The organism is Rhodococcus sp. KRD197 (assembly GCF_017168235.1).
Lineage (GTDB): Bacteria > Actinomycetota > Actinomycetes > Mycobacteriales > Mycobacteriaceae > Rhodococcoides.
Genome location: NZ_JABFAO010000007.1, coordinates 1 through 15,826 on the forward strand (window position 1 = coordinate 1; position 15,826 = coordinate 15,826).

The window sequence follows — 15,826 nt, forward strand, 5'->3', positions numbered from 1 at the left end:
GTTGCATCTGCGAGATGCCCTTCGTTGTGGCCGAATTTGATCCTCGAGAAATCTCATTCTTCCACTACGACAGGGCATTTCGTGTCTGCGACCCGCGCTTGGTCGCTACCGAATCGGTGCAACCAGGCTTAATACGCCGATTCGACCCAGCAATCTATCCAGGCCGATACGCCACCTGCGTCTACGATCCGGACAAGGCACTGTGCACACGCGCACAAAACCTTTCGGGCCAGAACGCGCCGACGCTCGGTGGTTGTCGACCTCTCGAATGCCGCAACGTCGCGCTCACCTCAGGCAACCTCGACGAGTTGCGTTCGGAGAGCTCCGATATCGAGCGCGAGCTCGAACGAACACCGTCGCTGCCTCCGTTGCTGCAGCATCGACTACGGCAACGGAGTGAGCAGATAAATCAGTTCGTCGACCGACACGATCCGAACTCAATCCGATGAGTAAACGCATCGACCTCCCGAGCGAGCAGGACGTCCGTCGAGTGATGACAGAGCACATCGAAGACGCAGCATCGGCCGGCGGCCGCGCCACTGTCATCGGCCTTGCCCGTCGACTGGGTCTGTCCAACGCAACCTTCTGGCGGCACTACCCCGCTATCGCTGCCGAACTCAGAGCCGCTTCCGTCGCAGCTCCCGTCGCCACACGGCATGACGACCGGACCGAACTCCTTGCCTCCAACAAACGCGTGCAACGAGACAACGCGGCGCTGACTCAAGACCTCACCCTCGCACTGGCCGTCATCCAGCGGCTAACACTCGACAACCACGCCCTACGGAAAGAACTGGAAACAACGTCAGGGGTGACCTCCCTGCAGTCACGCTCGAGCTCCGCGGACGCTGTCGTGGGCGCGTGTGGCCGGCAGGACCGCTAAGCCTCGATCCACCGATAAAGCTGCAAGATACTGGGCGTCGGGGAGGAAGTATCCTCCGACCAGAATTAATTCGAGTTCTCACACAGCGAATCAGACCAGACCACTCCGAGTATGTTCACCGCTGTCCTTTTTGAGATGACTCGTTCAGCTTTTGACGTCGGATGGCAGATACACCAACGACAATGCTTGCGATCCCAGCCGCGAGGACAAGCGTTGACAGCGGATCAAATTCATTAGTCTCCACACGCGTGTCAAAATCCTGTGCAGCGCAACGCACGACGACTAGCGGTAGGAGGGGACGACTGGACTCGACGTCGACAGCCCCCGGATAAGCATTCTCGCAAATTTCTGAGGCCGAGCGACCGAGCCCAATCTGGCTGGTCGCCCCAAATGCAACACCAACGAGCAAGACGCCGATTAGAACCAGCAGGACAGCTGGCCGTAGCCACCGAGAACCTGTATTGCTCATGCGTTCGAAGTCTAGCCGCCGTCGAGTTGGCGGCGGTCACGGTGACCGAATTGTGACCAAACTCGTGTTCGCGTGTCTCTCCAACGGTGGGCAAACTGACCGTACTGTTCGGTTCGTCCTTGATGCCCTTCACTGTGGGAGCTCCATGAAACCGAGCAGGCTACCTCTCAAGTCGCATATTGGCGATCCAAGCCCATTGATCAATGTCCGCTTCAGGCAGCATCGGACGCGAAATCAAATTGTCGCTCGAAGAATGTCACTTATCGGTGCGTTAATTACATCCCTTGCATTGCTAGTTTCTACACCTGGCGTTGCGAACGCCGATCAATTTCGCAACAACCAGTGGGTATTCGGCTCCATCGAACGCGAATTTATCGATTTCCTTTCCGGTGCTAACCAATACGGCCAAGGCGGCACCTCGAGTATCGGAGAACCCACCAGTGGCGAGCTTTACGCAGGAAACAGCAACGAGGGGCGGTAGCAGGAATTCGGGTTTACTAATCGCATTTACTGGTCGCCGAATGTCGACCCAAACAAAGGTCGTCAAATCGGCGGCTTGATCATGAACAAGTGGCTTAATTTGCCATCGCGTCAGTACAGAACGTATGTCAACGGCCCGTATCAGTACGAGAAGCGAAGCGACGAACGTGGACGACTCGGGTACCCGGTCACACGTGAGAGCCCTGCTTCTGGCGGGCGGTACAACAACTTCCAGGGCGGCGCGATTACATACAAGTTCGGAGCCACATCTGCCTATGCCACCTGGGGTAACATTCGCGATCAGTGGGCTGCGCAGAACTACGAGCTTGGACCCTTGGGCTTCCCGAGCAGTGATGAGTACCTGTGTCAAGATGGAACAACGTCCAATGATGGTTACGAGTCATATGGCGCTTCCGGACAGAACTTCCAGAACGGCCAGTATCTGACGTCAGGACGCAGGCCGCCGACATTGGGCTACAGCTCAGTCCTCTTCTCCAAACTCACCTATCAGTCATCTTCCCAATACACGACCGCAATTTCGCAGGCATCCACTGCTTGGAATGCACTTGGGAGCGTCCAGGTTACCCCCTATGACCCTGTGAACCCGACGCTCACTAATGTGGAAATTTCCGACGCCAACCGTCCGGACGTCACATGGGCCGGGCTATACAGCAACACCGACTTTGGGGTGGACACTATTCAAATGAATACAGCGAAGCTCGGTAACGCCAGTAATCAACGGAACGTTATGACACACGAGATGGGTCATGCGCTCGGTTTGGCGCATAACTGCAAAAGTCAGCTGATGGATCCGATTTCAAACTCATCGGTTTTTGCGCCGCAGTTCATGGATCAAGCCGCCTACCGTCAACTCTGGGGATGACATGATGAAGGTCAGAAGTTTAGGATCAAAGTACGGCACGGTGGGCGTTGCGAGCTTATTCGCCTGCATTGTATTAGTTGGCTGCAGCACTTCGGCAGGCACGCAACCTGGAGATGCTGGCACGACTGCCAGCGTGACTACGCGCACACAAGCAGTGGAAATGGACTCGGCTTTCGATGTGACAGACCCTCAGCAGCTTGCCGGTTGGGCCGACGCGGTCTTCGTCGGAACAGTGATTGAGCAAGTCGGTACGAAGGCAGTTGGGCCGTTTCCCGAGACGCAGTTTTCTGTTGAGGTGCTTCAGACCCTAAAGGGTGACGTCGCGGGCCAAATACTCGTCAATCAGCAAGGCGGGTATGGCACCGACGGTACGTTGTACTTACTGGACGATGACCCACTGATCGAGCCGGGAGCAACATACCTTATGTCGGCTGGCTTCTTGCCGTCCGAAAACTGGTACACGGTCGCTCCACGCGCGGGCAAAGTGACGTTGTCAGCAGAGGAAGTTGCTGCCGTCAGCGATGGAACTGCGCGGCGATCAACCGATGAGCCAGCGCCGGTCGCAACAATGCGAGATGCCATCGACAACGAGATTCCGTTCGATCCGAACCGCGAATCGGAGCCCGTCAGCTCCGAACCGCCAGTGCCACCAAGGTAGGTGTGTGACTTCAGTCGACTGGACCGGAAGCTGATCTTCACGTCCCACCAGTGCAGTTCGGGGGTGTATGACTTATTCCCGAACTGCACTGACGTTTTAGCCTGTCTTGGCTGTCGACGGGCCAAATCCTCATCCGCGGTGGCTCCGCTACAGCGGCAGCTCATGGTCCGAGCGTGATTCGGGCAGGTGTCGAACCCTCGTTGGTGATGGCCCGAAACAGCGGGATACTAATCGGATGCACAGTGGTCAGAGGCAAACCCCGTCTACAACACGTTGACGAGGACTCGCTGGGGTGGATCGACGATGCGGCGCGTGGGGGGATCGAAGGTCACGGGCCAGTTCTCGTACAGATCACCGTTCATTGCGCGACCGCCAGTCGGTGCGGCCGGTGGACGGGAGTTGCGTCGGTACCCGCTGGGGCCCAGCGCACGCCGTGCTCGCCGAACGTAGGTGCAGTGAGGGTGAAGCGGCCTGTGCGCTGGGTGATTCCGCGTCCGTGGACGGTGGTCTCGAGGGTGATCGAACGGATACGACCCCTCCCCTGCTCGATGCCACCGTAGCCGACGGGACGAGAGGAAATCGTCACGTCCAGGCCGGGCATTCGACCGTCTGTGATCGCGAGTATCCCTGCATGCTCCGTTGACCGGACTACGCAGCGACACGCCTGATCGCATGAATCCGATCCGAGTGTCGCGGGGTAGACATCACCTACCTCGGCCTCAAGAAAGCGGTGTCGCATGATCGACGAAGCAGAGCGAAACATCGAGCAAGTCCAGATCCCCCGATGGGGCAAGGTCGAAAAATCCGACGGAACCATCCCCTGGCTGGTCGTCGACGAGGATCTGGTGCCGGTAGAGCCGATCCGGCGGTTCCTCCTCGACTTCGTCGCACGGGGTAATCGACCGTGGTCGGTCCGCAGCTACGCCTACGACCTTTTGCGATGGTGGCGATGGCTTCGTGTCTACGAGATCGACTGGGAAAGAGCGACTTCCGCTGAGTCACGGGATCTGGTTCTGTGGATGATGCGGGCCGACAAGCCTCGGAACGCAGCGCGGACCAAATCGCGGACCACTGTGGGAACAGTCAACGTGATCACCCGCAAGCGATATCTCGACGACCGATATTGTGCCCGCACCATCCGCCATTCCAATGCAGTGGTGCGGGCGTTCTACGAGTTCTGGATCGAACGCGGTGAAGGCCCACTGGTCAATCCGATGCCGGTGGCACGAGGGGCGGCCCGGGTGAATGCGCATCACAACCCGCTCGAACCGTTTCGGCCCGGTGGACGGTTGCGGTACAACCCGAAACTTCCCGTCCAGCGTCCCCGGTCCATACCCGACGATCGGTGGCTCGAGCTGTTCGGTGCGCTGCGCTCGAACCGGGATCGGGCATTGTTGGCTTTGGCGGTCAGCAATGGTGCACGAGCTGCGGAAATCCTCGGAATTTCTCTCGAAGACATCGACTGGGGAGACCAGTTGATTCGAGTGACACGTAAGGGGACACGCGTCGATCAGTGGCTCCCAGCCAGCCCGGAAGCGTTCGTGTGGCTTCGCCTGCATCTCGCGGACCTGGGAACATCCTTGGACGTGAACGGATCGCTGTGGCTCACCCTCCGCCGCAGATCCGACTCCTCCGCTGCTCTGGAGTATCGACCATTGACCTACGACGCGCTGCGCAAGGTGCTGACGCGGGCAAACGACGTTCTGGGCACCAACTGGACGATGCACGACCTCCGCCACACCGCAGCCATACGAATGGCACACGACGGAACACTCACCTCGCGCGACATACAGACGATCCTCGGGCACGCGCACCTGTCGACCACGACCGAGATCTATCTCGTCGAAGACCAAGACGACACCATCCGAAGGGTCCAGCATCATCTCGCGCACCGAGCCGAACACATGATCAGCAATCCCCCTACCGTGGCCGCTGGTTACGACTCTGCGGATCTGAATGTGCTGTTCGGAGCGGTCGAGTCATGAACGTGACACCCACCGAGCTGCCGGTCGCACAGCGGGCCAACCCACGGTTGCAGTACCGATTCAAGCGCCACGAAGACCTTGCCGACTCCGCTCCGATCGGCGGGGCCAAGGATCTACTCGACATCGAAGAGATCCTCGATACTGTTCCAGTATTTCTGTATCCCAATGGTTCTCGTGAACACGGTGCCAAAAGGGCATGCCGACTGATCCTGGAGTGGCTTCTGACCTTCCCCGGCGCGGGATGGCAGGAGCGCTGGGTTCATTCCGGTGCCGACGTAGGATCGTCCGACTGGCTCGACACCTTCCACGACAATGCCGACCCACGAACAGTGGTGACCCGAAGCCAAGAACTGCGGCGCGGCCTGATCCTTCTTCTGGTCGCGCGGGTCGTCTTTCCCAGTTACGAGTCCATGTCAGCAATGCAGTGGACCGGGCTATACGCCAAGCTGCGCACCGCTCACCACCCCGAGATGTTCACAGCGTTGGAGGCCCGTGTCTCGGTTCTGGCGGCGAACTCCAAACAATGCAGCACCGCGATGCTGGTGGCATGCAAGATCGTTCTGCATACGGGGCGCGATCTCCATGAACTCACTCCGGAAGACCTGCTGGGCTACCGCGCCTGGAACATGGTCAGTGATCGCCCGACCTCGGCCAGCGTGCAACTGGTGTGGGCGGGACTCGACGGTATCGCCGACCTGCGGGGAATCAAGAGCTTCGCTGCAGCAATTCGGCGCGGACCCCGCCCGACGGGTGAATTGGTCGACCGATACAACCTCGTGAACACGACGGTGCGGAACGTTCTGGTGCGCTACCTCGACGAACGACGACCGAGTCTGGACTACGGCGGCTTCGCCGCCCTTACCGGAGTTCTCGCCGGCAACTTCTGGGCCGATATAGAACTCCACGATCCAGGCCTCGACACCATCGACCTCCCGCCGGACGTTGCGGCCGGGTGGAAGCAACGACTGTCGGTGATCACCGACAAAGACGGAACCACACGCCCACGAGCAGGGCGACTGGCAGTGATGATGACAGTGCGCGGCTTCTACCGCGACATCGCCGAATGGGCAGCCGAAGACCCCACCTGGGTGCAGTGGAGCGTTCCGAACCCCATCCGCAAAAGTGACGTCGAGGGATACAGCAAAGAACGCGCGAAGACGACAGCGGTCGTGCACCAACGAATTCGCGAGCGTTTGCCGCACCTTCCCTCGTTGGTCGATGCCGCTCACGATCGCCGTGACCGATCGGCCGCGCTACTCGCTGCCACCGCGTCGGTGGCGGTCGGAGAGACCTTCGAGCATCTCGGAGTGCGCTACCGCCGGTCCATCGCGCCCTCGTTCACGAAATCCAGCTACCAGCACGATCATCCACCGGTGCTCGCCGAAGTCATCGACACCGGCGAGATCATCGAAATCGAAATAGAAGAGCACGAGGCATTCTGGGCATGGGCGGTGATCGAGACGTTCCGCCACACCGGAATTCGAGTGGAGGAACTCCTCGAACTCACCCACCTCGCAGTCGTGTCCTACACACTGCCATCGACCGGCGAGATCGTGCCGATGCTGCAAATCGTCCCGTCCAAAACCGGCGAAGAACGCCTTCTGCTGGTCAGTCCGGAACTCGCGAGCGTGCTGGCAACGATCATTGCCCGCCTCCGAACCGCCAATGACGGCACAGTCCCGCTGACCGCGCGATACGACGGCCACGAACGTATTACCGATCCACCGCTACCGCATCTGTTCCAGCATCGAATGGGCTGGCTATGGACGGTGCCGACTCGAAACTTGATCCAGAAGTGGCTCAACCAAACCCTTGCCGCCACCGGAATCGTCGACAACGCGGGCAACCCGCTCCGATACACAGCACACGATTTTCGGCGGATGTTCGCCACCGAATCGGTCGGCAGCGGACTGCCGATCCACATCGTCGCAAAACTGCTCGGGCACAAGCACATTTCCACAACGCAGATCTACACTGCCGTGTTCGACGAGGAGCTCGTTCGTTCCTTCCGCACCTTCCTCGACGCACGCCGCGCCCAGAGACCGGAGGACGAGTACCGCAGCCCCACCGACGCGGAGTGGAACGAATTTCAGCAGCACTTCGAGCATCGCAAACTCGAACTCGGAACCTGCGGGCGTCCCTACAACACCCCATGCAAGCACGAACATGCCTGCATCCGATGCCCCAGCCAGCAGGTTGACCCCAACGCCCGCGTACGGCTGACGGAGATCATCGCCAACCTCCGCGACCGCATCGCTGAGGCACGCAACAACGGCTGGACCGGCGAAGCCGAAGGCCTCCAAACCAGCCTCACCGCGGCAGCAACGAAGCTCGTCAGCCTCGACCGAACGGCAGGCCCGAACGCCATGACATCGCTCGGAATCCCTGCCATGCCTTGAGGGAGCTCCATCAGTTTCTACGCGGGCCGGAGACAGGTGCGCTGCATCTAATTTGGTAAGGACACGGCGACCAGGTCATCTGTTCGCGGCTCCATCTCGCGAAGTAGGTCGAAGGCCTCGGTGTCGGGTCTACCGCAGTGATTCTTCGGAAACTGCGGCCGGTACCCTGGTCGCGGACGTGGCCGAGGATTCCGGCGTACCAGGACAGTTCCTCGTCCAGACCGGTGGCGACGGCCGGGTCGAAGGCGCCGCCGAACACTCGCACGGTGCTGCGGAGTCGCCGGATCGCAACGCGGGTGGCATGGATCGGATCCTCACCGCGCCGCAGCGCTGCATCTCCTCCTCGAATGGCACTGATCTGCTCACGCACGTAGGCGGCAACGGGCGCTGCGCCAGCATCTCGAGTCGATGTCGAAGGTTTCGTCGATGTCGTCATCGTTATGGATGCCCCGGATGCGTGCCGATCGAAACCACCACGGTCGATCCACGCAGTCGCCGACCCACCCGCGCGGAGAACGGCTTCACATACGGCATATTGTTCGCGAACGAGCCTCAGGCGGCCGGAGCCGCGCAACGACGCGCTCGCGCACTGAATCTCTGACCGGTGGTCGCAGCCGCTGAGCGTCTGGCGCGCTGTCGGCCCCCTGCGTGTCAGCGATCGTCAGTTCGGGCGTGAACGACTCGCATCACGAACCCTGGATGCCGATCGCGACCGTACTCCCAGCGGATGGTTCGGGTGGGACCGTCCCGAGGAGGCCTGACGCTGATTCCGCGGTAGTCGTACCCGTCTTGCGGTACCTGCTCCCACTCGAAATCTACGGTCTCACCTTCGACCAGGTCGACGCTGGAGCCTGTGATGTAAACCGTCTCGTGCTCGCGTGTCGGAGGCAGGGTGATCGCCCGCAACATGCTGATGTGAACCCAGCAGCCGCTGGGAGTGTCGGCCGACTCGACGACGCCCCACCCTTCTTCACCACTCCACACCGCAACGACACCTGTACAGGTCACCGGCTCAGCGTAGCGACGCCGGTCGCTCCGACTCCACGCATTCCCCCCCTGCGGCGAGTTCCCACAGTGTCAGGTGAGCCGCCTGCCCTGACACGGGCATGCAGGGTGGTGGCGCGTAGAGCGGGGGAGCTTGAGGGCTTCTATCTCTCCTCTAGAGGTGCGGTAGTCGAGGAACCTGCTCCAGTAGTCGAGATGCGTGAGTCGATCGAGAACCAGTGGATCCGTACACCGAATAGTCAGGCATTCGGTAACGCAGTGGGAGGTGCGCCGTCCGTGGCGCACCTCCCACTGCCTTACGCCGGGAGTTCATACTCCTGTGTGGTGACCGCAGGTACTCTTTCGATGGCCGTGAGCGGGTCGCCCTTGAGTTGACCACAGCTGTCTTTCGGCAGCTCGAGGCGCACTGCGCGAGATTGTGGATCTACAGCCCACACCACCGGGATCGGCGCTGAGCCGACAGCATCGCAATCCTCTGGATCGCGGGGTGGGTCGGTCGGTGTGTTCACAACCGCTAGCGCACCGACCACGTCCCCGCCTGCGCGTTCGGTCTGGCGCATTATCTGCGTGCCGTTCTCCGGTCGGTCACCGTAGAATTCACACACCACAAAGCCCACTGCATCGAAGGTGGCCGGAAGTGCGCCTGCGACTGGGGCATTAGGGATACCGGGATTACTGGTCGCGGCACCAGGCATCGCACTCACGACGACGTTCGGGGCAAGGCAAGATGCCTGCGGGACGACCTGACCTGCCGGTAAGGCTACCGATTCGCCGCGGGATTGAAACCAGAACGTAGCCCCGGCGACAACAATGAGCAGCGCGACTCCACCGATAGCCACGCTGCGTCTTCTAGACATGGTCGCATCGTAAGCGCACCACACCCCTAGAGCTTGCTGGTCAGATGTAGAGCAGGTGGGTGGCGGTACCGTCGAAGCGTTCGAGGTTGTCGAGGACGCCGGTGTAGTTTGCGGGCCCACAGGCGGGGATAATCCATGGGTCGGCATGGCACCGATCGAGTCGCCCCGTCGATATCGATCATCGGCGACCCGCTCGTCCTCAGGACTGGGCCGGGGCCAGCCGCGCGGACGGGTCGGTGTCGTAGTGCTCACTGGTCTGCGTTCCTGACAGAGTGGAGTCACATTCAGGGCGTTTGTTCACTGTTCACCTGTCCGTCGCCCTATGGTTGCTCGCGGCGGCTGCGACGGTCGACGGGCCGGGTGATACTGCAGTAATGCCGCTGACACCTGACACCCCGCACGAGCGAGATCGGATGCTCGCGTTCGCCGTGCAGTGGATGCCGTACGGGGGCGGCGACGCCGAGGACATCATGGTTGCCTTCGGGATTCCGCCGGAGACGTATTTCCGCAGGCTGCGACACCTGCTGGCCGACCCCGCGCGGCCCGTCGACCTCGATTCCCGGACCACGGACGCTTTGCTGCACGTATGCCGTCGTCGCCTCGAACACAGCGCGGCATCCGCCGGCCGCCCACAGGTAGGGCAATGACCAGCACACGCGAAGCGGCCACCGCCAGGGAATCGGCGCAGTTCATCACACATTCACCTGGGGCGGAACACTCGCCACGTTCCGGTGGCCAGAAGATGAACGCACCCAGCACGAAACCGTCGTCGACCACATCCCGGCGAGGGCCCGACAGCTCCGATCGTGCGCAGGCGCAGATCTTCGCGGCAATGCTGACTGTCGAGATCAACGCTGTTTCGGCGCTCGTCGACGAAGCCGAACAACTCGCCCACAAAGCCGGGCGAATCGGCCAAGGCACCGCCCGGCTCTGGCACAACGAAGAAGCCCGGTCGCAGCGAAAATTGCTGTACGCGCTGCACCGCCAACTCGATGCCCTCCACACACGGTTTACCGATGTCTCGGGGTAGGCACCGACTGCCCGACTCCGGAACCACGCCGGACACCCAATTGACCACACCCCGAACAGAGCGGATCGTTCAAAAGATGACTACCACCGAACACGAGCACATCGACGCCGTCCGCGATCGCCTCGGTGCCCAGTTTCCCGATGTGCCGCGCCCGGTCATCGACGACACCATCGCCGCCGAGCATGCCCGTTTCGAGGGCAACTCCATCCGCGATTTCGTCCCGTTGTTCGTCGAACGCAAAGCCCGCCAAGCACTCCAGGCCCACGCCCACTAGCGGTCCGCGACACTCCGCCGGTTCAGGTCGAGGGAACGCTTTGGTGCAGCCACGAACTCTGCCCGTTCTCGGCAGCACGATCAGCTTCACCGATGCGGGTACCGGTCCACTCGTACTGTTCCTGCACGGCAATCCCACCTCGTCCTACCTGTGGCGCAACATCACGCCCGCCGTCGCAGCACACGGCTACCGCACAATCGCGGTGGATCTGATCGGCATGGGAGCCTCAGGCAGGGTACGGTCCGTCGAGAGCGTGTGACTGGCTAGCTCAGACACCTCGACTTGCTAACCCCGCTTAGTCCGGATAAGAGTGCGGTTTCGGGCCAACAGGGCACGCGCGCGGGTCGGCGGTACGTCGCGACCGTGAACGGTACTGATGACCAGATCGATCCCATCGATGCAGATATTGGCGGCGTCGAGAGGGTCCGCTTGACCGGGGTCGATCAGGGCGATCTTCGACAGGTCCCCGCCGTGTTCGTGGACGGCGAGGAGCCCGAACTTGGGTTGACCGATCAGGGCGACGTGGTGGCCGGCCGCGGTGGCGGTGGCGACGAGCCCAACGAGAATCGATCCGGCACCGGTGATCGACAGGGCCGTTCCTCGGGCCAGTGCGCCACGTGGCAGCAGTTCCGACAGAGGCATGGGCACCGGCAGGGTTCTGAGGGTTCGTGAGCGCACAGGGCCGCTCAGGGCTCGTTCATCGCCTTCCATCGCGGCGGCCTGCACCTTCGGCTGCGCTGGAGGGAATGCGGGCAAGTCGTCGGAGTCGGCGGGTGCGTGGTCGCGGCGTCCGGGGATCGCGGCCATGCTGCGGCGAAGAGCGGCGAGCTGCGCGGCCTTGTCGAGGTTGGTCAGGTCGGGGATCGTATCGGCGGTACCGGCCATGAGTGCGACCTTTCGCCGGACGGAACAGTCCCCTCAATCTATGCGAACATACGTTCGATGTCGAACTACCTGCATACGCCCGACGCTGGCCCTGGTTCGTGAACTCTGGCGGCGTTCACGAGGTACGCGAGGGAAAGTTCGGGGTCGGCTGTCAGGTGGCGATGTTCGGCGAGCACACGGGTGACGTGATCGAGGTCGGCGAGCACGGCCGGGTCGTCGGGGTCGTACCCCTCGTCGACGATGGCGGCGCGTTCGTCTGGGTCCATGCCTAGTTCGACGCGGCGGCGTCGGGTGCGGTTCCCGCGTCGTAGATCAGGTCGTCCGATCCCACGTAGCGGTAGGCGCGCTGCCCGCTTGGCAGCGTCACCCATCCGTCCTGTCCATGATCGGGATCCGGATCGAAACTGCGGTCACTGGTCATGGGAGCAGTATCCCGGCCTCCGCGTCCGCGGAGTCAGGTGGTCAGCTGTTGACGAGTTGGCTGGCTCGCTGAAACGTCACTCCGAGAAGTGATCCAATATCGCGCACCGGGACGTGCGCGCCTGCGAGCTGCTTGGCGAACGCTTCGGTCGAGGCCTTCACTCGCGCCTCTTCTTCGCTCAGATGGGCACGTTGGGCTTTGATGTCGGCGACGCGGGCGGCGAGGTCTTCTCCCCCGGGCTCGAGCTCGATGTGTTGTTCGATCTCGACGTCGGCGAGGGAGACGCCGGTTTCGAGAGCGATCAACTCCTTCGCCGCGGTGGCGACGTCGTCGATGCGGCGGGCCTGGGTCAGAGCGTCGAGTTCAGGGACAGCGATCATCCACCACTTGCCGTCGCGGGTAATGGACACCGTGTAAGTCTTGCTCACTTCTGAGCCTCCTTCATAGCTGCGAGGATCTTCCGATACACGCCCGGCGAAATAGTCCGGTGCCCATCGGGCACAGTCACTTTCACAACTCCGTCGGCCGAGACCCACGTGCTGTGTGAACCGACCGTACGAACCGACGAGAAGCCGGCCGCCTTGAGGGCCTTGACCACTTTCCGCGTGGGCTGCTCGGTAACCATGACTTTAGTCTAGCCGGTTGGACACTTTCTAGTCAAGTGGGCTAGACAAATGTGGATCGAACGATGTCGGGGTGGGCGTCCCGGAGGCGATCTCAGGGATCACCGCGTGAACTCGATGTCGTATCCGCCGAGACCATCGATCGATAGGATGTACTCCACACCATCGAGTGTCGTCATGTTCCAGCCTTCCTTGACGCTCAGGGTTTCGCCCACGGGCAGGTCGAGAGCCGAGGTGACCGATCGCAAGCCGACATCCCCGTCCCTCACTTCCTGAATACCGACATACTTACCGCTGTATTTGCCCTGTTCGGCATTTGTCGCCTGGGTAGAGACCGAACTCGGCATGGCTGAGTCCGGGGATATGTTCTTGACGGTGACCGGGAAGTAGACGCTCACGGGGTACGGAGGCTGGTCAGAGTCGATGATGGCGTCCTCGCTCAGTGCAAACTCGACCGGTGCGCCCACTGTGATCTCCAGCCTCACCTCGCTCAAATCCCGCCTCGTGTCGCTGTAGATCGCGGTCTGCCCGAACGTGCATGGACCTCCCCGCGACCATGGGTCCGTCGTATCGCAGATCATCGGGTCGGCCGACGGGGAGGGTTCCGCTTCCTGTTCCGGAGCAGGCTCAGGGGAGGGCTGCTCCGCGCTCGAGGCGGCCGCGGCGTCGGTCGTCGACGCGTCGTTGTCGTCTTCGGTGAGCGCCCCGACGGTGATGATGCCCGCCAGGATGACACCGACTCCGCCGAGTGCGGCCCACATTCGCCAGGGGGGCTTCGGCTTTGGTCGACGGAAGGTCATGTGTCAGTTTCAGAAGACGACTGCATTGTTTCAGAAGTGGACTGCACTACCCGCCTTTCAAACGATCGCGAGCGCGTCTCGTTCTACCCGTGCGAGGGTGAAGTTGTCGTGCAGGGCGGGACCGTACTCTCGGGCACCCGACGACCATCGGACGCGTTTCGGGCCGGCAGGCCTGCGGCACCGACAGTCAGATCACGGTCAGATAGATCAATGCGACCCTGAAAATAGTTCGGGCACCCGAACTTCGCAAACGGGGGTTGGCGACACTCCACACTTACCTCAGATAGGCAACACGACGGCAGTGACGAATTCGTTGCGTATCCAGGCGATGAACAGCCCCCATGCGCCTGTCAGGAGCGCGACGCCGACGGCGATCATGATGATGCCGCCCGCTGTCTTGATCTTCTGGGAGTTCCTCCGAAGCCACCCGACGCTGCGCATCGCCGAACTCGAGCCGAACGCAAGGACGACGAACGGCAGGCCCAGTCCCAGACAGTAGGCGACGATGAGAGTGACCCCGCGCGCTGCGGTTGCACCTTCGGTGCCTGCCGCAACGGAGATCACTCCTGCCAGAGTCGGACCCAAACATGGTGTCCAACCGAGAGCGAACACACCACCGAGTAGCGGTGCGCCCGCGAGCGAGGAGATCTGTTGGGGTGCGAATCGGGTGTCGCGTTGAAGGGTGGGAATCAACCCGATGAAGGCCGCACCCATGATGATGGTGATGACGCCGCCGATGCGTTGGAGTACTTGCTCGTTGATGCGCAGTGTGCCGATGACTCCGAAGATCGAGGCTGTGGCGAGGACGAAGACGATCGTGAATCCGGCGACGAACAACGACGCGGCGCCGGCCACACGCCACCGGCGTGCCAGCGGCGCCGAGGGCGCTGTGCTGTTCGGGGTTTCGAGCGATCGGGCATCGGCACCGGCGATGCCCGCCAGGTAGGACAGGTAACCCGGAACCAGCGGCACGACGCATGGGGAAGCGAACGAGACCAGTCCGGCGAGCATGCATGCACCGATCGCCAGCACCAAAGGGCCGCTCGATGCGGCGTTCTGAAATGTCGACCCGATGTCTTGGGCGAGAAGGGTCATTCGGCCGCTATCCGTTCGACGACGGGAAGGAGGTCTTCGGTGAGCAGGGCGCGCATGAAGACCGCCGCCACTCGATGCTGGCGATCGAGTACCAGCGTCGAGGGAATCACGCTGGTCGGGTAATTCCCGCCGAGTGCGATCAGCGTCCGCATCGAGGGGTCGTAGATCGAGGGGTAGGAGACGTTGTTGTCGACGACGAAGTCCTGCGCCTTGTCCTTCTGCGGATCTCGAACATTGATGCCGAGGAACTGCACACCGCGCTGGCGGGTGGATTCGTAGACCTCTTCGAGGTCGTCGGCTTCGCCGCGGCAGGGGCCACACCATTGACCCCAGAGATTGATCACCACTACCTCACCGTCGTAGTCCGACAGAGCGGTGTTTCTGCCCTCCTCCATCAGGTCGGGACCTGCGAGTTCGCCGATGATTCCCCGTGTTTCGGGCGGATCGTAAAAAATGTCGGTTTGGCCACCGGGTGCTACGAAGTCGAAGCTACCGCCGGTCGAGGCGGCGTCGGCACCGACGGAGCATCCGGAGCTCACCACTACGATGGCAAGGATCGATGCTAGTGCCGCGGCAGGCATCGAGACCTGGTGGCGTGTACGTACCCACGTATCTCGGCGACGTCTCATGAGGTGAAATCCTTTACTGCAGTGCGGATCTGATCCGTTGTCTCGAACACCGTGGGGTCGGTCAGACGCACGATGTCCCCGCCCGGTGTGAGGAGGAAGCTCAGGGGCAGAACCGGTGGAGCCGACAGCGCGTTCTGGACGTCGCCGTCGTCGATGTAGTTGGGGTACCGAATGCCTAGTTCCGTGAGCAGCGCGGCCGCATCCTCGGGTCGGTCCTCGACGTCGATTCCGACGACCCGGATCGCGTCGGGTTCGGCGGCGTAGCTGTCGAGTACAGGCATTTCTGTGCGGCACGGGGCGCACCAGGAGGCCCAGAGATTGATCAGAGTCATCTCACCGCCCAGAGCGTCGGCGAGGTCGACTTCGGCGTCGTCGCCGATGCAGCTCGCCGTCACCCCGGCAAGTGGTCCGCGGCGTCCGGGCACCGGAACCGGGCACGGCGACATTGCTGGG

At 61.8% G+C, this 15,826-nt stretch carries 25 protein-coding genes; 12 read left to right on the top strand and 13 right to left on the bottom strand.

Annotated features, from left to right (window positions below):
* The 5 genes from J1M86_RS13345 to J1M86_RS13365 form a co-directional block, all read left to right on the top strand.
* Nucleotides 1–449, top strand: a 449-nt coding sequence (locus J1M86_RS13345; RefSeq protein WP_206510254.1) for a hypothetical protein, incomplete at its 5' end; no start/stop codon positions are given.
* Nucleotides 446–880, top strand: a complete 435-nt coding sequence (locus J1M86_RS13350; protein ID WP_042940335.1) for a hypothetical protein — start codon at nt 446–448, stop codon at nt 878–880. The genes J1M86_RS13345 and J1M86_RS13350, both read left to right, overlap by 4 nt.
* Before the next feature lie 614 nt (nt 881–1,494).
* The gene (locus J1M86_RS13355) at nt 1,495–1,830 is read left to right on the top strand and encodes a hypothetical protein (protein WP_141217217.1); all 336 of its coding nucleotides are present in this window, start codon (nt 1,495–1,497) and stop codon (nt 1,828–1,830) included.
* Nucleotides 1,831–1,911: 81 nt separating this feature from the next.
* Nucleotides 1,912–2,712: a matrixin family metalloprotease gene (locus J1M86_RS13360; protein WP_008720606.1), complete on the top strand. Its 801-nt coding sequence runs from the start codon at nt 1,912–1,914 to the stop codon at nt 2,710–2,712.
* A gap of 160 nt (nt 2,713–2,872) precedes the next feature.
* Complete coding sequence (locus J1M86_RS13365) at nt 2,873–3,370, top strand: hypothetical protein (protein ID WP_008720607.1); 498 nt, start codon at nt 2,873–2,875, stop codon at nt 3,368–3,370.
* A gap of 358 nt (nt 3,371–3,728) precedes the next feature.
* On the opposite strand, the gene J1M86_RS13370 is transcribed toward J1M86_RS13365, so the two are convergent.
* Nucleotides 3,729–3,971 (bottom strand): hypothetical protein, encoded by a 243-nt coding sequence (locus J1M86_RS13370; protein ID WP_241260064.1) that lies wholly within the window; start codon nt 3,969–3,971, stop codon nt 3,729–3,731.
* 136 nt (nt 3,972–4,107) lie between these two features.
* Here J1M86_RS13370 and J1M86_RS13375 point away from each other — a divergent pair, with 136 nt between their 5' ends.
* Both J1M86_RS13375 and J1M86_RS13380 read left to right on the top strand, forming a co-directional pair.
* Entirely contained in the window at nt 4,108–5,355 is a 1,248-nt protein-coding gene (locus tag J1M86_RS13375) for a site-specific integrase (RefSeq protein ID WP_008720613.1), read from the top strand.
* Nucleotides 5,352–7,754 carry a site-specific integrase gene (locus J1M86_RS13380; RefSeq protein WP_182262635.1) on the top strand — a complete coding sequence of 801 codons (2,403 nt, stop codon included), beginning with the start codon at nt 5,352–5,354 and terminating at the stop codon, nt 7,752–7,754. Before J1M86_RS13375 ends, J1M86_RS13380 begins: the two co-directional genes overlap by 4 nt.
* Nucleotides 7,755–7,764: 10 nt before the next feature.
* Here J1M86_RS13380 and J1M86_RS26865 read toward each other — a convergent pair whose 3' ends face one another.
* Nucleotides 7,765–8,190: a CHAD domain-containing protein gene (locus J1M86_RS26865; protein ID WP_206510255.1), complete on the bottom strand. Its 426-nt coding sequence runs from the start codon at nt 8,188–8,190 to the stop codon at nt 7,765–7,767.
* Between the two features lie 21 nt (nt 8,191–8,211).
* On the opposite strand from J1M86_RS26865, the gene J1M86_RS13390 reads away from it, so the two are divergent.
* Complete coding sequence (locus tag J1M86_RS13390) at nt 8,212–8,355, top strand: hypothetical protein (RefSeq protein WP_157226225.1); 144 nt, start codon at nt 8,212–8,214, stop codon at nt 8,353–8,355.
* A gap of 50 nt (nt 8,356–8,405) precedes the next feature.
* Here J1M86_RS13390 and J1M86_RS13395 read toward each other — a convergent pair whose 3' ends face one another.
* Nucleotides 8,406–8,762: a hypothetical protein gene (locus tag J1M86_RS13395; RefSeq protein ID WP_051048277.1), complete on the bottom strand. Its 357-nt coding sequence runs from the start codon at nt 8,760–8,762 to the stop codon at nt 8,406–8,408.
* A gap of 293 nt (nt 8,763–9,055) precedes the next feature.
* Complete coding sequence (locus J1M86_RS13400; RefSeq protein WP_182262634.1) at nt 9,056–9,616, bottom strand: hypothetical protein; 561 nt, start codon at nt 9,614–9,616, stop codon at nt 9,056–9,058.
* Between the two features lie 374 nt (nt 9,617–9,990).
* Here J1M86_RS13400 and J1M86_RS13405 point away from each other — a divergent pair, with 374 nt between their 5' ends.
* The 4 genes from J1M86_RS13405 (at nt 9,991) to J1M86_RS26870 (ending at nt 11,179) form a co-directional block, all read left to right on the top strand.
* The gene (locus tag J1M86_RS13405) at nt 9,991–10,263 is read left to right on the top strand and encodes a DUF3263 domain-containing protein (RefSeq protein ID WP_042940340.1); all 273 of its coding nucleotides are present in this window, start codon (nt 9,991–9,993) and stop codon (nt 10,261–10,263) included.
* Nucleotides 10,260–10,646 carry a hypothetical protein gene (locus J1M86_RS13410; RefSeq protein WP_008720645.1) on the top strand — a complete coding sequence of 129 codons (387 nt, stop codon included), beginning with the start codon at nt 10,260–10,262 and terminating at the stop codon, nt 10,644–10,646. The genes J1M86_RS13405 and J1M86_RS13410 overlap by 4 nt, the downstream gene beginning before the upstream one ends.
* Before the next feature lie 76 nt (nt 10,647–10,722).
* Nucleotides 10,723–10,920, top strand: coding sequence for a three-helix bundle dimerization domain-containing protein (locus J1M86_RS13415; RefSeq protein ID WP_008720647.1), 198 nt, complete (start codon nt 10,723–10,725; stop codon nt 10,918–10,920).
* A gap of 43 nt (nt 10,921–10,963) precedes the next feature.
* Nucleotides 10,964–11,179, top strand: coding sequence for an alpha/beta fold hydrolase (locus J1M86_RS26870; protein WP_042940341.1), 216 nt, complete (start codon nt 10,964–10,966; stop codon nt 11,177–11,179).
* A 26-nt stretch (nt 11,180–11,205) separates the two neighbouring features.
* On the opposite strand, the gene J1M86_RS13425 is transcribed toward J1M86_RS26870, so the two are convergent.
* The 9 genes from J1M86_RS13425 to J1M86_RS13465 all read right to left on the bottom strand — a co-directional run.
* Nucleotides 11,206–11,805: a hypothetical protein gene (locus J1M86_RS13425; RefSeq protein ID WP_206510256.1), complete on the bottom strand. Its 600-nt coding sequence runs from the start codon at nt 11,803–11,805 to the stop codon at nt 11,206–11,208.
* Between the two features lie 65 nt (nt 11,806–11,870).
* Complete coding sequence (locus J1M86_RS13430; RefSeq protein WP_139278507.1) at nt 11,871–12,071, bottom strand: hypothetical protein; 201 nt, start codon at nt 12,069–12,071, stop codon at nt 11,871–11,873.
* 2 nt (nt 12,072–12,073) lie between these two features.
* Nucleotides 12,074–12,226, bottom strand: coding sequence for a hypothetical protein (locus J1M86_RS13435; RefSeq protein ID WP_169879469.1), 153 nt, complete (start codon nt 12,224–12,226; stop codon nt 12,074–12,076).
* 41 nt (nt 12,227–12,267) lie between these two features.
* On the bottom strand, nt 12,268–12,654 hold the full coding sequence (locus J1M86_RS13440) for a hypothetical protein (RefSeq protein ID WP_032407520.1): 387 nt from the start codon (nt 12,652–12,654) through the stop codon (nt 12,268–12,270).
* Entirely contained in the window at nt 12,651–12,851 is a 201-nt protein-coding gene (locus J1M86_RS13445; protein ID WP_027494210.1) for a type II toxin-antitoxin system HicA family toxin, read from the bottom strand. The genes J1M86_RS13440 and J1M86_RS13445 overlap by 4 nt, the downstream gene beginning before the upstream one ends.
* 99 nt (nt 12,852–12,950) lie before the next feature.
* Nucleotides 12,951–13,649 carry a hypothetical protein gene (locus J1M86_RS13450; protein ID WP_206510257.1) on the bottom strand — a complete coding sequence of 233 codons (699 nt, stop codon included), beginning with the start codon at nt 13,647–13,649 and terminating at the stop codon, nt 12,951–12,953.
* Between the two features lie 279 nt (nt 13,650–13,928).
* Entirely contained in the window at nt 13,929–14,744 is an 816-nt protein-coding gene (locus tag J1M86_RS13455; protein WP_068049642.1) for a cytochrome c biogenesis CcdA family protein, read from the bottom strand.
* Nucleotides 14,741–15,325: a TlpA disulfide reductase family protein gene (locus J1M86_RS13460; protein WP_068049643.1), complete on the bottom strand. Its 585-nt coding sequence runs from the start codon at nt 15,323–15,325 to the stop codon at nt 14,741–14,743. Before J1M86_RS13460 ends, J1M86_RS13455 begins: the two co-directional genes overlap by 4 nt.
* A 44-nt stretch (nt 15,326–15,369) precedes the next feature.
* The coding region (locus tag J1M86_RS13465) for a TlpA disulfide reductase family protein (protein WP_206510258.1) at nt 15,370–15,826 on the bottom strand (457 nt) is incomplete at its 5' end.